This is a genomic window from Sphingopyxis sp. 22461, assembly GCF_052044915.1.
Taxonomy (GTDB): domain Bacteria; phylum Pseudomonadota; class Alphaproteobacteria; order Sphingomonadales; family Sphingomonadaceae; genus Sphingopyxis.
Map to the genome: position 1 here is coordinate 298,338 of NZ_JBQENY010000007.1, position 12,742 is coordinate 311,079.

28 protein-coding genes, 1 tRNA gene and 1 pseudogene are annotated in these 12,742 nt (G+C 62.6%); 5 read left to right on the forward strand and 25 right to left on the reverse strand.

What is annotated here, in order from left to right:
* Positions 1-25: 25 nt before the first annotated feature.
* Positions 26-205, reverse strand: coding sequence for a Flp family type IVb pilin (locus ACTJI5_RS13945; protein WP_058537333.1), 180 nt, complete (start codon positions 203-205; stop codon positions 26-28).
* 384 nt (positions 206-589) lie between these two features.
* On the opposite strand from ACTJI5_RS13945, the gene ACTJI5_RS13950 reads away from it, so the two are divergent.
* On the forward strand, positions 590-1,018 hold the full coding sequence (locus ACTJI5_RS13950; RefSeq protein ID WP_137892428.1) for a (deoxy)nucleoside triphosphate pyrophosphohydrolase: 429 nt from the start codon (positions 590-592) through the stop codon (positions 1,016-1,018).
* Here ACTJI5_RS13950 and ACTJI5_RS13955 read toward each other — a convergent pair.
* Positions 1,015-1,866, reverse strand: coding sequence for a methyltransferase domain-containing protein (locus tag ACTJI5_RS13955; RefSeq protein WP_440860736.1), 852 nt, complete (start codon positions 1,864-1,866; stop codon positions 1,015-1,017). The genes ACTJI5_RS13950 and ACTJI5_RS13955 overlap by 4 nt on opposite strands.
* A 24-nt stretch (positions 1,867-1,890) precedes the next feature.
* Between ACTJI5_RS13955 and ACTJI5_RS13960 the strand changes: the two genes are divergently transcribed.
* The 4 genes from ACTJI5_RS13960 to ACTJI5_RS13975 all read left to right on the forward strand — a co-directional run bounded on the left by ACTJI5_RS13960 (position 1,891) and on the right by ACTJI5_RS13975 (position 3,650).
* Positions 1,891-2,763 carry a double zinc ribbon domain-containing protein gene (locus ACTJI5_RS13960; RefSeq protein WP_440860737.1) on the forward strand — a complete coding sequence of 291 codons (873 nt, stop codon included), beginning with the start codon at positions 1,891-1,893 and terminating at the stop codon, positions 2,761-2,763.
* 12 nt (positions 2,764-2,775) lie between these two features.
* Positions 2,776-3,036: a glutaredoxin 3 gene (grxC, locus tag ACTJI5_RS13965; protein WP_037518367.1), complete on the forward strand. Its 261-nt coding sequence runs from the start codon at positions 2,776-2,778 to the stop codon at positions 3,034-3,036.
* Between the two features lie 2 nt (positions 3,037-3,038).
* Entirely contained in the window at positions 3,039-3,506 is a 468-nt protein-coding gene (locus tag ACTJI5_RS13970; protein ID WP_440860738.1) for a DUF1178 family protein, read from the forward strand.
* Positions 3,507-3,555: 49 nt separating this feature from the next.
* A tRNA-Arg gene (locus ACTJI5_RS13975) sits at positions 3,556-3,650 on the forward strand.
* Here the strand turns inward: ACTJI5_RS13975 and ACTJI5_RS13980 are convergent.
* From ACTJI5_RS13980 to ACTJI5_RS14090, 23 genes and pseudogenes are all read right to left on the reverse strand, one after another.
* Positions 3,616-4,725: a tyrosine-type recombinase/integrase gene (locus tag ACTJI5_RS13980; RefSeq protein ID WP_440860739.1), complete on the reverse strand. Its 1,110-nt coding sequence runs from the start codon at positions 4,723-4,725 to the stop codon at positions 3,616-3,618. The two genes, ACTJI5_RS13975 and ACTJI5_RS13980, sit on opposite strands and share 35 nt — an antisense overlap.
* Before the next feature lie 17 nt (positions 4,726-4,742).
* A pseudogene (locus ACTJI5_RS13985) lies at positions 4,743-4,904 on the reverse strand (helix-turn-helix domain-containing protein); the annotation flags it as partial.
* Positions 4,895-5,074: a hypothetical protein gene (locus ACTJI5_RS13990; protein ID WP_440860740.1), complete on the reverse strand. Its 180-nt coding sequence runs from the start codon at positions 5,072-5,074 to the stop codon at positions 4,895-4,897. The gene ACTJI5_RS13990 and the pseudogene ACTJI5_RS13985, both read right to left, overlap by 10 nt.
* Positions 5,071-5,295 (reverse strand): hypothetical protein, encoded by a 225-nt coding sequence (locus tag ACTJI5_RS13995; protein WP_440860741.1) that lies wholly within the window; start codon positions 5,293-5,295, stop codon positions 5,071-5,073. The genes ACTJI5_RS13990 and ACTJI5_RS13995 overlap by 4 nt, the downstream gene beginning before the upstream one ends.
* Entirely contained in the window at positions 5,292-5,567 is a 276-nt protein-coding gene (locus ACTJI5_RS14000) for a hypothetical protein (protein ID WP_440860742.1), read from the reverse strand. The genes ACTJI5_RS13995 and ACTJI5_RS14000 overlap by 4 nt, the downstream gene beginning before the upstream one ends.
* A complete protein-coding gene (locus tag ACTJI5_RS14005) occupies positions 5,567-6,061 on the reverse strand; it encodes a hypothetical protein (RefSeq protein WP_440860743.1) in 495 nt (164 codons plus the stop codon). The genes ACTJI5_RS14000 and ACTJI5_RS14005 overlap by 1 nt, the downstream gene beginning before the upstream one ends.
* A complete protein-coding gene (locus ACTJI5_RS14010) occupies positions 6,058-6,228 on the reverse strand; it encodes a hypothetical protein (RefSeq protein ID WP_440860744.1) in 171 nt (56 codons plus the stop codon). The genes ACTJI5_RS14005 and ACTJI5_RS14010 overlap by 4 nt, the downstream gene beginning before the upstream one ends.
* A complete protein-coding gene (locus ACTJI5_RS14015; protein WP_440860745.1) occupies positions 6,225-7,364 on the reverse strand; it encodes an RNA-guided endonuclease InsQ/TnpB family protein in 1,140 nt (379 codons plus the stop codon). The genes ACTJI5_RS14010 and ACTJI5_RS14015 overlap by 4 nt, the downstream gene beginning before the upstream one ends.
* On the reverse strand, positions 7,361-7,645 hold the full coding sequence (locus tag ACTJI5_RS14020) for a hypothetical protein (protein ID WP_440860746.1): 285 nt from the start codon (positions 7,643-7,645) through the stop codon (positions 7,361-7,363). The genes ACTJI5_RS14015 and ACTJI5_RS14020 overlap by 4 nt, the downstream gene beginning before the upstream one ends.
* A gap of 56 nt (positions 7,646-7,701) precedes the next feature.
* Positions 7,702-7,998 carry a hypothetical protein gene (locus ACTJI5_RS14025; RefSeq protein WP_440860747.1) on the reverse strand — a complete coding sequence of 99 codons (297 nt, stop codon included), beginning with the start codon at positions 7,996-7,998 and terminating at the stop codon, positions 7,702-7,704.
* Between the two features lie 98 nt (positions 7,999-8,096).
* Positions 8,097-8,522 (reverse strand): DUF1367 family protein, encoded by a 426-nt coding sequence (locus ACTJI5_RS14030; protein ID WP_440860748.1) that lies wholly within the window; start codon positions 8,520-8,522, stop codon positions 8,097-8,099.
* Positions 8,519-8,833: a hypothetical protein gene (locus tag ACTJI5_RS14035; protein ID WP_440860749.1), complete on the reverse strand. Its 315-nt coding sequence runs from the start codon at positions 8,831-8,833 to the stop codon at positions 8,519-8,521. The genes ACTJI5_RS14030 and ACTJI5_RS14035 overlap by 4 nt, the downstream gene beginning before the upstream one ends.
* A 1-nt stretch (position 8,834) precedes the next feature.
* Positions 8,835-9,281, reverse strand: a complete 447-nt coding sequence (locus tag ACTJI5_RS14040) for a single-stranded DNA-binding protein (protein ID WP_440860750.1) — start codon at positions 9,279-9,281, stop codon at positions 8,835-8,837.
* A complete protein-coding gene (locus tag ACTJI5_RS14045) occupies positions 9,236-9,865 on the reverse strand; it encodes a Rad52/Rad22 family DNA repair protein (protein ID WP_440860751.1) in 630 nt (209 codons plus the stop codon). The genes ACTJI5_RS14040 and ACTJI5_RS14045 overlap by 46 nt, the downstream gene beginning before the upstream one ends.
* Positions 9,862-10,368 carry a siphovirus Gp157 family protein gene (locus ACTJI5_RS14050; protein WP_440860752.1) on the reverse strand — a complete coding sequence of 169 codons (507 nt, stop codon included), beginning with the start codon at positions 10,366-10,368 and terminating at the stop codon, positions 9,862-9,864. Before ACTJI5_RS14050 ends, ACTJI5_RS14045 begins: the two co-directional genes overlap by 4 nt.
* Positions 10,365-10,547 (reverse strand): hypothetical protein, encoded by a 183-nt coding sequence (locus ACTJI5_RS14055; protein WP_440860753.1) that lies wholly within the window; start codon positions 10,545-10,547, stop codon positions 10,365-10,367. The genes ACTJI5_RS14050 and ACTJI5_RS14055 overlap by 4 nt, the downstream gene beginning before the upstream one ends.
* Entirely contained in the window at positions 10,544-10,798 is a 255-nt protein-coding gene (locus tag ACTJI5_RS14060) for a hypothetical protein (protein WP_440860754.1), read from the reverse strand. Before ACTJI5_RS14060 ends, ACTJI5_RS14055 begins: the two co-directional genes overlap by 4 nt.
* Entirely contained in the window at positions 10,788-11,435 is a 648-nt protein-coding gene (locus ACTJI5_RS14065; RefSeq protein ID WP_440860755.1) for a hypothetical protein, read from the reverse strand. Before ACTJI5_RS14065 ends, ACTJI5_RS14060 begins: the two co-directional genes overlap by 11 nt.
* Positions 11,435-11,668, reverse strand: coding sequence for a hypothetical protein (locus ACTJI5_RS14070; RefSeq protein WP_440860756.1), 234 nt, complete (start codon positions 11,666-11,668; stop codon positions 11,435-11,437). Before ACTJI5_RS14070 ends, ACTJI5_RS14065 begins: the two co-directional genes overlap by 1 nt.
* On the reverse strand, positions 11,665-11,868 hold the full coding sequence (locus ACTJI5_RS14075; RefSeq protein ID WP_440860757.1) for a hypothetical protein: 204 nt from the start codon (positions 11,866-11,868) through the stop codon (positions 11,665-11,667). The genes ACTJI5_RS14070 and ACTJI5_RS14075 overlap by 4 nt, the downstream gene beginning before the upstream one ends.
* On the reverse strand, positions 11,865-12,185 hold the full coding sequence (locus ACTJI5_RS14080) for a hypothetical protein (RefSeq protein WP_440860758.1): 321 nt from the start codon (positions 12,183-12,185) through the stop codon (positions 11,865-11,867). Before ACTJI5_RS14080 ends, ACTJI5_RS14075 begins: the two co-directional genes overlap by 4 nt.
* On the reverse strand, positions 12,182-12,460 hold the full coding sequence (locus tag ACTJI5_RS14085) for a hypothetical protein (protein ID WP_440860759.1): 279 nt from the start codon (positions 12,458-12,460) through the stop codon (positions 12,182-12,184). The genes ACTJI5_RS14080 and ACTJI5_RS14085 overlap by 4 nt, the downstream gene beginning before the upstream one ends.
* The coding region (locus ACTJI5_RS14090; RefSeq protein ID WP_440860760.1) for a hypothetical protein at positions 12,457-12,742 on the reverse strand (286 nt) is incomplete at its 5' end. The genes ACTJI5_RS14085 and ACTJI5_RS14090, both read right to left, overlap by 4 nt.

The window sequence follows — 12,742 nt, forward strand, 5'->3', positions numbered from 1 at the left end:
GCAATAGCGGCGCAAACCAACCCGATTACGGGGTGGTCGTCTTATTGTTGAGCTCGGTCGAAACCTTGTTGAAGGTGTTGCCGACGCTGTTGCCGACTGCGCCCATCGCGGCGATGCCGGCGACGGCGATGAGGGCCGCGATCAGGCCATATTCGATGGCGGTGGCGGCTTTGGTATCGCGAACGAACTTCTTGATGAACTTCATGACTGGTCTCCTGATTTCACTTACCCTGTTGACGGTCTGGTCTGGGTCAACATCTGGGGGTTTAGGGTGAATAGGTTTTGAAAATCTTAATGGCACCCGCCCGAAACCGGTGCGCGGCAGCCCCGAAAAGGGACGACCGTCGCGGTGCTACATATTTTTTTGGGCAGCGTTCGAGACGCTTCCCCACATGCTGTTGGTGGAGTTGGCGACATTGCCTACCGCAACGACGGCCGCCAAAAAGACAAGGGCCAGGATCAGCCCGTATTCGACGGCTGTGGCGGCCCTGGTCGACCGCATCAGCCTGTAAAAGTTTCGCATTGTTCCACCCCTGACTGAAATTATAGTTCCCGAGGGTGCCCATATTCACACAGGAAGGTTAACAATTTGTCCGTGCCAGACCCCGGAAAACCGCAGGAAACCTCGCTCGTTGTCGTGGCGGCCGCGCTCGTCGACCGCGACGGAAGGCTGCTTGTCCAGCAGCGTCCCGAAGGTCTGTCGATGGCGGGGCTGTGGGAATTCCCCGGCGGCAAGCTGGAACCCGGCGAAACGCCCGAGCAGGCGTTGATCCGCGAACTGGGCGAGGAACTTGCGATCGATGTCGATCACGCCTGCCTTGCGCCCGCCTGTTTCGCCAGCGACATGCTCGGCAACCGGCATCTGCTGCTGTTACTGTTCGTCTGCCGCAAATGGCGCGGGACGCCGGTGGCACAGCACGCCAGCGCGCTGCGCTGGGTACGCCCCGTCGAACTGCACGGGCTCGACATGCCGCCCGCCGACAAGCCGCTGATCGGGCTTCTGGAGGCTTTGATCTAGTCCTTTGGTTTGAGCGCTTCGGCGAGCGAGGCGGTGCCGCTGCCGCGCCGTGCGGGTTGCGGCTGGTCGGGATGCGGCGCCCAGCCGCTGAAATGGACGATGCGGAAGCTTTCGGCGATCCGGCCGTCGGGATCGGCCTGGCCCGCGAAAGCGGCGGCAATCCGTGCGGTTTCTTCGCGCGTCAGGGGCGGCGGGGCGGGCGCGAGCCGGCTCGACAGGCTGGCGGCGCGCAGGTCGCGTACCAGCGCGAACCAGTCGCCGTAACGCACCGTCAGCGCGTCGACATCGACGACGGGCAGGGTGAAGCCGACGCGCTGGAGCAGATTGCCCATCGCGGCGAGGTCGATCTGTGGGTGCAGCCGCGCGATCGACCGCACGCCGTCGGTCATTACCGCGCGGCGCAGGCGGGGCAGGCTGCCGTCGCCGACGAAGGCGCCGAGCAACAGGCCGTCGGGGGCGAGCAGGGCGCGGAGGCGAAGGAGCGCGCCGGGCACGTCGTTGACGCTATCGAGCCCTCCGGGCCAGATGATGAGGTCGAAACTGGCGAAGGGCAGGTCGATGGCGTCGGCCTCGACCGCGATCGCGCCGGTTCCGGCGGCAAGGCGCGGCCCCGCCTCGGCGATGGTGAGGGCGGTGCCAGTCGCGCGAAGATGATCGGCGAGCGCGGCATCATGCGCGCCGATGAGCAGCGTGCGCGGAAATTCGCGCGTCACCATCGCGAGCCGGTCGAGGAGGGTTTCCGCGATGAGCGGCGCGAGGAAATTGGCCGATGCGGGCAGGCGCGCCATGCGGTCGCGCTGGGCGCGGTGGCGGGCCGGGGAGAAAAGCGGGCGGGGAGGCTGCGACATGCGCCGCTTGTGCCGCCCCCGGCGATGCTTCACAAGCCGGTGATGGCGACGACGACGGGGGATGTCGAAAAAGACGGCGCGCCGGCCGGGGCCTGGCGCGGCACTTTGCGCGCCGCGGCGCGCGCGGTTGTCGATTATGCGCTGCCGCCGCGCTGTCCCGGATGCGGGATCATCGTCGGCGAAGACCGCCAATTCTGCCTGACCTGCTGGTCGTCGCTCCATTTTCTCGATGGGCCTTGTTGTTCGCGCTGCTCGATTCCGCTGCCCGCCGCCTTGCCCGGCGGGCCGACCCAATGCGGTGCGTGTCTGGCGAGCGCGCCGCCGTTCGAGGGCGCACCCGCAGCGGTCGCCTATGGCCCCGTCGCGCGCACGGTGGCGCTGCGCCTCAAATATGGGCGGCGGACCGGGCATGCGCGGCTGATGGCGCGGCTGATGGCACGGCATCTCGCCACGCTAGGGGATATCGACGCGATGCTGCTGGTTCCGGTGCCGTTGCACCGCTGGCGCCTGTGGTCGCGCGGGTTCAATCAGGCGGCGTTGATCGCGGACGAACTGGCGCGGCTGACCGGCGCTCCGCGCGATCATCACCTGCTTTTGCGTACGAAGGCGACGGCATCGCTGCGCGGCAAGGGGCGGCGCGAGCGTGACCGGATCGTCGCCGGTGCCTTTGCGCTGGCGGACGATGGCAAGGCGCGCGCGGCGGGGCGGCATCTGGTGCTGGTCGACGATGTCCATGCCAGCGGCGCGACGCTGCGCGCGGCGGCGCGGGTGCTCGGGCGCAGCGGCGCCGCACAAGTGTCCGCTCTAACATGGGCGCGCGTCGTTCCCGAGGCCCTCATGACAAGCAACATATTTGACTTTGCTTCGTTGGATTCCGATATGGCGAGTGAAGGATGACAGGATAGCCGCATGGCCAAGATCGAAGTTTTTACGAAGTTCTTCTGCCCCTATTGCTCGCGGGCCAAGGCGCTGCTCGAACGCAAGGGCGTCGAATATCAGGAAATTGACCTGACGATGGACCGCGCCGGGTTCGACGCGATGGTCGAGCGCGCGGGTGGCGCGCGCACCGTCCCGCAGATATTCATCGACGGCAAGCATATCGGCGGCAGCGACGATATGGCGGCGCTCGATGCGCGCGGCGGGCTCGACCCGTTGTTGGGACTGGGCTGACCTTGATCGTTTTCGACCTTTGCTGCGCCGCCGGCGATCACCGTTTCGAGGCCTGGTTCGCGAGCAGCGAGAGTTTCTCCGACCAGCAGGCGCGCGGGCTGATCAACTGCCCGGTGTGCGGCGATGACGATGTGAAAAAGGCGGTGATGGCGCCGCGGGTCGGTGCCAAGTCCAACCGTCAGGGGGCGGAACAGCCGCCCATCAAACCGGCGGGTTCGCCCGAGCCATCGCCCGACCTGGTGCGCAAATTGTTCGCCGACATTGCCGCGAAGCAGGCCGAAATGCTGCCGCAGTCGCGCTGGGTCGGGCGCGATTTCGCCGATGCGGCGCGCGCGATGCACGAAGGACGCGCGGCCGAAGACCTGATCCACGGCCAGGCCTCGCCCGAAGAAGCGCAATCGCTGCACGACGACGGGATCGCCGCGATGCCCCTGCTCGTGCCGATCGTCCCGCCCGAGGCGGCCAATTGATCCATCGCGATTGACGCTTTGCGCGCTGCACCGCTAAACGAGCGGCGGCGCACCCGTAGCTCAGCAGGATAGAGCATCAGATTCCTAATCTGTGTTCGGGGGCGGCTAACTAACTGGCTTTCCACGATTTGCCCTCCGAGTGTGCCGTAGATTGTGCCATTCTGTCCCCGACTTTGTCAAAAGTGGTCGCAATTTCGTCCGCTTCGACTTGGGCGTAACGCATCGTCGTTTTGATATCGCGATGCGCCATTGCTTCCTTGAGCGTGGGCAGATCGACGCCACACTTTCGCGCCCACGTCCCGAAAGTGTGGCGCAGATCGTGCCAATGAAAATCAGCCATGCCGAGCGACTTGCGAAGCCTCTCCCAGCGGCGCCGGAAATTGGTGAAGTCGAACACCTCCGCGTCGGGCGATGGCACTTCCGTTCCCTTGGTCGCAGCAGCACGACGACGCTTGAGCATTTCGACGACGGGAGCGGACAGGCGGACAATGATAGGCACCCGCCCCTTGGTCCGAGCGATCGTCACGGTCTTGCCGCGCAAATCCACTTGGCGCCATGTCCAGCGCATATTCCCGCGCCTGAGGCCTGTAGCGGTCGCGGCGAGGATGATATCGGCCAGATCGGCGTCGTCGATGGACTGCATCGCCTCGAATTCGTCATGCGAGGCGAAGCGGTTGCGGGGCTCATTCTCAGGGTATTTGATCTTCGACCACGGGATATCGGCCACCGGCTGTAGGTGCATCAGCTTGGCGTGACGCAGGGCCGCTTGCAGATAGGCTAGATCTCGGTTGATCGTCGGGGCCTGCACATAGCGAGGCGGCAGCTTGGCGGCCCGCTCTTTTGCCTTCTCGGTCGTTGCGCTGCGATATGCTGGTTCGCCGCGGCGTTTCGCGCGAAAGTCCATCAGCATGGCAGAGGTGAGCATGTCTACGGGGGTGGAACAGTCTAGGCAGCGTTCGATATTGCCGATGTTCGACCATATCGCATCGCCGCTGCGCTTGATCTCGGCGTGTTCTGTGTACCATTTGCCGAGTGCCTGGCTTATCGTCCAGACTTCGCCGGCACGCTTGAGGTTCTGCTCAAGCTGATCGACTATGCGGTCCGCTGCCTTTTTCGCTTCTCGCTTTCCCGTCTCGCCCGTACTGCCGCGATATCTGTTACCCCCGACGGTTGTGTCGAGCCACCAGAACGGCGAGCCGGTCCTTTGATATAGACGCATCGCGTCCGCCTTTCGTTGATGAATCGGTCAAGATCGGCTACGCTGTAGCGGATTGCATCGCCGATCAAGACATAGTCGATGATGCCGTCCTGTCGCAGCTTGCGAAGAGTGCGCGTGCAGACCGCCAAATGGGCAGCCGCTTCCGGCGCTTTCAAGAGCCGCTCCGCCGTCACCTCCATATCCAATCAAACAGAGAGCGCTTGGGCTGGGGCATGGGGGATTGTGCGGGAACAGCCCGGTGCGTCGGATAGAAACGACCGTCCAGCCAGTAGCCGCCGCTCGTCATTACGGCGACACCGGGGCGCTCGAGAAGGGTTTCGATCTGCTTCCAGTTGCCGGATTGGATCATTTACTTCCTCCTGAGTTCGGAGCGATGGCGGCCTGCAAGCTGTTTTCGCGGTGTGCTGGCATTGCCCACCATTCGCGCCATGTGAAGAAGGTGGGCGAGCAGCGGGGCCGCCGAGCCGTGACGCCTTCCTTGGTCGCTGACATGAGCGTGTAAGGGCCGAGCGCATCGAACCGCGCCGAGACGAAATCGGTCAGCGTGCTATGGTGAAGTATCAAGCTCATGGTTCACCGGCTCCTTGATGGGCTTCGTGGGCCTCGACGATCCGACAAGCCAGCCATGCCAACGACGCATCCGGCAGGTTCGCTTCCAGCCAGAGCGCGACGTGATCGGCATTCGTGATGTCGAGTTCGTTTTGGAGGCGCTCGGTCTCTGCTGCCGCGACCTCAAACGGCACGAGAAAGACCCCGCCAGCGAGCGGAGGGCATTTGCAAACGCCCCAGCTTCCACAGCCCTTGCACGGACCGAAGCCGCCAAAGTTTGCTGCGCCGCCCATCATTCGGCTCCTTGATGGGAAGGGAGGGCGGCGACCGGGACTAAGTCGTCAGGGCAATGGTCGCGACCGATGTAAAAGCCATCGGTGTAACCATCCGAATTAAGGTCGACGGGCCACTTTTCGCTGACCGACACGTTCAACCCCGGCACACCGCGATCTTTGCAAATGCCAGCGACGAACAAGGGAACGTCTCGCCATTCACCATAGCGCGACAGGAAACCTTCGCTCGCGCGCACTTCATCGCCAATGCGCGGTTGCCACTCCCCCTCTCCCGCATCGCCGGACAGCGCCGAAGGAACTGCGGCAAGGCGATCAGCTAGCATCTCGGCGATGCAGGCCGTTTGCTGCAAAACTTCCATGATCTTGCCCTTGTCGGAAAAGGTTTTGCCGCTGCCAAAATCGTAGCCGCGTTCGATCTTCTCGCGCAGGATATGGGGCGGCAAGTCAGCCAGCCATTTGATGGCTGCGGTCCGCTGTTCTTTGGTGAGCGTCATTCGACCTCTCCCCCGGGCAGCGCCGAAGGGGTGAGAGCGGCGCGGAGCTTTGCCGCCTGTTCGACGATCGCCGTCTCGTCGCCATGCTCATGTGCGGTTTCAATGAGCGTCAGCAGCCGATCCAAATCGGCACCGACGTCTCCGGGGAAGTGCAATGTGCCGGTCATGCCGCCACCTTTCTGGAAGCACGCACGCCGTTACCGACCACGTTAGGCTTCCCGCGATCTTGCACGACCGCGCGCAGCAGAACGACCTTCGCCGCTGCCACGTCTCTATCCTCGACACAGCCGCAGGGGCACCGATGTTCGCGCTGCGAAAGAGCCTTGGGCTCGATCACGCCGCACTCCGGGCATGTTTGCGAGGTGTAACGAGGATCAACTTGCACAAAGCGTCCACCGGCTCTTTCGGCCTTGTAGCGCAGGAAGTCGAATAGCGTTGCCCAGCTCGCGTCTCGGACGCTGCGGGCGAGGTTGCTTGCTGCCAAACCCTTCACGTTCAACGCTTCGACGGCGATCATTCCGAAGCGGTTCGTGATGCTGGCGGAAACCTGATGAAGATGCGTGTCGCGGGTGCGACGGATTTTGAGGTGAGCGGCGGCAAGCGCAGATTTCACCTTCCCGCGCCGCTTCGATCCTCGCTTGCATCGAGCCAAAGCACGCTGCTTGACGCGTAGCTTTCGCATCGCACGCATGTACGGTCGGACATTGTCGATCATCTCACCCGTGGACAGCGCGGCCAACGTGTTGAGGCCAGCGTCAATGCCAACAGACGGACGATCATTCGCCGCGGCGCATTCGACCTCCACGACGAGCGAAACATACCAGTGCCGCCCGTCGCGTTTGATGCGAGCGATCTTCGGCTTGCCGGGGAGCGGGCGGTGCATGTGAAGCCGCATCTTGCCGATGCCCTTCGCGCGGAACTTGCCACCGTCGATAGCCCATCCGGTGGCATCCCCGAATCTGATAGTTTTGAACCAGTCGCGACCCTTGAAGCGCGGGAAGCCGCCGCGTTTAAAGAAAGCCTTATATGCCAGATCAAGAGCTTTGAGCGGCGCGGCTTCCATGCTCCAGGAGTATGGCGTGCCGTCTTGGCGAAGCTGGGTCAGCGCCGCCGTCTGGTCGAAATAGGTCCGACCCTTGCCAGTCTTGCGATAGCAATCGATGCGCTCTTCCAAGGCCGCGTTATAGAGCTGCCGGCTGTGTTCCAGCGCGGCGCGGAGGCGGCCATGCTGTGCCTTAGTAGGGAGCAAGCGATAGCGATAGGTCAGGAACACAGTGTCCGAGACTACAGGGTTCTGTGTCACGACCGCACCCCCTTCTTACGATGCCTAGATCTCTTAAGGGAGTTACGCCACATGTTGGCGGGCTGTTCGTCGCGCAAAGCTTGCTCGCGCCAGTTGTTTCGGTCGGACGCTAGCTGGTTGTAGCGAACACCCTCACGATGGGCGGCATCTTTCAGCCCCGCAATCTCCTCCGCCTGCTTTGCGAGGTCGGTGGCGGCGAGTTTGAACTTGGCTTCCCAAGCGTCGCGATCCTCAATGACGTTATCGAGAAGCGCCTGCCAATCATCGCGATAGGCGTCCATGCGAGCCTCATGCTCCGACCGCTTCATCAATCCGAGTGCAGAGAGGGCGCGGGAGATCATGCTGCGGACTCCGGTTCGGGCATCCGAAGCACTTCCATTTCGGTGCCGATGACGCGGGCCTTGATGCCCATTTCGTTGGCGGGGCCGTAGCCTTCGACAAACTGCGTCTCGATATAATCGAGGTCATATACGCCGCGCGCCTGCAACTGCGCGATATGCTCGGCATGGTCAGCCAGCGTCATGAAGGGATATTGGCTGTCGCGAAACTCCTCCATGAAGGCGTCGTCGAACTTGATTTCGTCCAGCTCGACTTCGACAATCTGGCGAACTTCAACGGTGAACGTCTTGGCCATCGTCTCTATTCCTTCTAGCCCCGTCACCCAGCCCTGAGGGGGCATTCAGGGCGCATCCATGGGTGCGGGGCGTGGGGCCGTGGAGCACGGCGCGGTGATTAGGCGGCGAGGCTCATTGCCTCCCGAATGAGGTCGTCAGGGGCCGTGCCGACCATGAACCTGCCAACCAGGGGCGGGATCGCGGTCTGCACAAAGTCCTTGAAGGCGGATTGGTCCATCGCGGCGAAGCTGATCGAACCGGGGACGAACACGTCACGTCCGCGGCTATCGACAACAAACTCGCCGGTCCCGGTGGCCATCTTTGCGAAGTGCAGCGCGGCGGCTTCCGAGATATGCGGATTGCTGTTCTCGCTGACCAAGCGGAGCATGGCGAAGAACAGGCGGTGATATTGGCCGTTGCGGACCTTCACGCCTTTCAGCTCGACAATCTCGCCGGATTTGACGCGGGCGTAAAAGTCCTGTCCGTCCTCATTGGCGGGAACGAAGCCGTCGAAGGTTTTGCGGAATAGTGCGCGGTCGCTCATTTCATCAACCCCTGCTCGCGGCTCTCACCAGCGAGCCGTTCAGCCTCTGCCAGCAGAGAAACGCCATATTCCTGATAGAAGGCACGCTCGCTGCCGAGCCCGTGGAAGCCCATGCGGCTGTCTTGGTGGTGGAAGCGGCAGAGAGGTACGATCCGGGCGTCATTTTTGGTCTGCAAGCCCGTGCGGACATGGTGCGCGTCAACCGGCGAGTAGCCACAGATTAGGCAGCCCATTCCCTTGACCCGTTCGATATGAGCGGGCTGCTTGGGGGGCGGGCCTTTCATCCGCTTATGGTTGACCGGCGCGCCCATCTTAAAAGGGCACGTCCGAATCGAGGCCATCGTCGTAAGGCGGACGGTCGCGGCCGATATCGTCACGGGTGCCAGCCCCATTCTGATTCCGGTGTCCCGACTGTTGGCCGGCGGATCGCTCACCCTGCAAGGCAACATGGTCGGCGCGGATCTGGAGATATTTCTTTCCGTCATGCTCGCGCTCGGACAATTCGCCCGACACAGTGATTTTCGTTCCCTTGAGGATGCAGCGGGAAAGCCCTTCGGCACCCTTGCCCCACTTGGTCACGTCGAACCAAAGGGTCTGCTTGTTGTCGCCGTAGCCCACGGTTCCCGCGACCGAGAAAGCGCAAAGCTCCGTCCCGCCTTGGGTGGTTTTATATTCGGCGTCTTTCCCGGCATTACCGGCGACGGTCACGATAATCATGCCACTTCCTTCGTTTTGAGTTTGTCTTTGAAATTCACGCACGCGGGCCGCCATTCGACAGGCACACCGGGCCAGTTGTCTTTCCAGTATTTCGCGGGGTCAGGATCGTTGGACAGGCCAGCGATGAACGACAGGAAGGAATCTGGCACGTCGCCTTCTTTCGCGGCGGGCGGCGCGTTCGCGGCAGCAGCGAGTGTTGCCAGCCCCTTCGCGGTCCATTTCTTCCACTTGCCGTTGTCGTTCAGTTCGCACTCTGCCCAGACGGCCTCCATGCGGTAGAGGTAGCGGCCGATGCCCCATTTTACGGCGGCCCGTTTGAAGGCGTCGGACATGCCGCCCTTTTCGCCTTCCACATCGGTGTCACCGGCGCCGTCGCTCTTGCTAACCCATTGGCCATCAATGTTGATGGAGATGCTGGCGATGACGCGGCCCTTGACCGTCTCGACATAGCTATCCTGCCAGCCATCGGGGCCGACAACGGCGTCCAGACGGTCCATCACGTCACGGGCATCCATGTAGGCCAGCGCCATTGCGGCGGGCGGGCGGCTGTCGCTGCCCTTGTATACCGATTGTGCGCGCCAGTGGATCGAAGGCAGGGGTGCTGCCAGTTGCTCGAAGATGTTCATTTCCGCCTCACGGTGATTGATTTGCTTTCGGGAATGCGGGTCAGCCAGTTGGGCAGGGCGTCCGCATCCGCATATTCTGCGGCGATCTTGGCGGCGTCAGGCTCCAGTTTCTCGCGCTGCATGTCGCGCGGCACAGCATCCTTGTTCGCGACTTCCAGCTTCGACGGGACGACGCGCCGGGACAGGGTGGCCTCAGGCAGAACAATCTTGTCCTGCTGCGCAAAGCCCATCAGTCTGCCGATCATTGATCGACCGCGGGCAATTCGCGCCTCTGCCGACGCGATGCGAAACTTCCGGGCGTCGATCTGCTCTTTCAGGGTCGCAACGGTGCCTTCGTCGTCCTCGACTTGGGCGAGAAGCTTGGACAGCATGACGAACAGGTCCGTCTCACCCTCAAGGGTATCGAGAACCAGCCGGTCGTCATCGTCCACGCCGATGCTCGCCAGCATGTCCATGACGTTCGCCACCTGAATGGCGGTAAGGTCGAAGCGGGGCGCGTTCATGCTGCGAGCCTCTGGCAGTCGATAGCGTCGATCCGGGCGCGAACATGGTCCATCGCCTTGCCGAGCCCGTTGAAATAGCCCCAAGGCGCGCGGACGGGCTTGCCAAGATGACGGCGGCGCTCTTCACGGCGGTCCCACAGCAACAGCCACTTGCGGACGAGGCGGGCGCGTTCGGTCACTGACCCGCTCCCATCGCAAGCACCGCCCCGGCGACAAAAGCGAGCGCCGAAAAGATGCAAATGCTGTAGAAAAAATCCGCCCGGTCGATGGACCTGATAACGTTGAGCGGGGTTGCATGATCGAAGGGAGCCACCTGCATAATCTCGGCAGGCTCAAGCTCGCGGAGGCTGTCTCCGTTGGCGGACCAGTCGAAATGCTCGCGTGTTCCGATGGCGCCGCGAAGGTGGTGCGTGTGGACCTTAATCGACATATTCGACCTCCGCCTGAATGATCGACGGATCATCGACGACTTGCTGGAGAATGCTCGCCAGCCCGCCGGAGCAGATCGTGTAGCCCTGCTTGGTATATTTGATGATGCGGCGCAGCGTGGACGTGCCGAAGCTGATGCGGTCTGGAACCAGCCGCTTGCTCGCAAGATCGAACAGTGAATAGTCGCCGCAGATGAGGCGGGTTCCGTCATATCCGAACTTGCAGAGCGAAAAGTCGAAGCCCTCCAAGGTCTCGGCAAGCGTCGGATGGAAGCGAAGACGGATCGCCTGCACCTTCAATTCGGGACCGGCGACGGTGAATTCGTCGTCCCCAATCGGCTTTGCCTTTGCCTTGGGCAGCAGGAACGTTATATTGAAATCGTTCTCATGCTGGACATCGGCCCCGCGCTTTTTCATGTCCTTGCAGAAGGCGTCGAACTGCGCTTGGTCAGCAAAGAAGAAATCGAAGTCGCTGTCTTGCGGCTGCCCCGCGATGAGGCGTCGAACGCTCCCGCCGCCAATCCATGGCCCTCTTTCCGATATATCTGGCAGCCGGTCGAGAGCTTTGGCGAATGCGGTGCTATCGAAATCGGTTTTTCCGTAGCGCGCCCAAAAGGCGTCCATGTCGAATATCTGCATCACATAGAATCCTTGATGGTGGGCAGGGTGGGGTTGGCAGGACCGAGCGTGAAATGATCGTCGGGCAGACCCCACCTCGCCACCATGTCGGCCCGGTGCTGCATCTGGATGCGGTCACACTCAGCCATGAAGGCATCGCTTGCTTCCAGAGTGGCGTGGAAACGGTCAGCGATCGGTGCGTCTGCCGGGAGGCTTTCGAGGACGCGCATCATTTGTCCGAAGCCGCCGGTCATGCGACACCACGCAGTTCGTAACGGTGATCGCCACTGCGTTTGCAGTAGTCGAGAAACATGCGAGCTTGCCCCTCGTCCGCGAACGGATAGCTCTTTCCCGGCCATTCTGGACGATGCTGGGAAAACACGACCCAGCAGTCGATGCTCTGGCGATCTGCCAAGGGGGTGTCGAAGCTGGCGAGGGGTTCGGAGCGGATCATGCGGCCTCTCCCACGGGAGGAATGGCGCCGACGTCGCGAAGGTGGCCAAGCCAGCCGTGAACGTCCGCCGCGATGGCGTTCGGCTCGTGCTCGCCCATCGTGGAGGCATAGCAAACGATCGCGTCCAGATGCGGCTCCAGACGGGCGAGCAGCTTGGCGAGGATAGGCGCGGCCATGACCAGCTCAGCTACCGCTGCAACCTCGCTATCCGGCACGTTGTGCGTTGCCGAGCCGGTCAGTTCGATTGACACGTGATTGCCAACTTCGATCAGCGCGCAGCCGTTATCAACGCCGCCGTTTTGCAGCCACGCGCTCACAGCAGTTCCCCAATCGCATCAACCGCCGCATTGCGAGCGTCGGGACACACGTTTTCGAGGTTGTCGATGATATGGACGGCAAGCGCGATCTGCTCGTCACGGCTAAGCGACACGGCCGACAGGCGGGCGCGGTCGTAGGCCAACGAGCGGTCAATCGCTGCGCGGTTCGCCTCGAACGCCTTGGCCAGTAGCTGCCGCTCGATAAACGGCTGACGCTCGGGCTTGCCTATCTCGGTGGCGATCTGGATTGCCTTGCGGGTGAGGGGCGCGTTCATGCTGCCACCAGCTTTCCGGCCTTGGCGACATACCAGACGCCAGCCTTGATCCCGTCGCGGCCAGTGATGCCGCAAGCTACCGAAGCGATTGAACCGTCAAGCGCAAACTCGGTGATGTAGAGCGCCTGACCGTCGCCCTCGCACATAACCCGGCTATAAGGGGCATGGGAGAAGGCCGCACCGCTGTCGCCGCTGTTCGAGGCCGCACCTCTGTAGCCGCTGTTCGAGGCCGCACCGCTGTCGCCGCTGTTCGAGGCCGCACCGCTGTAGCCGCTGTTCGAG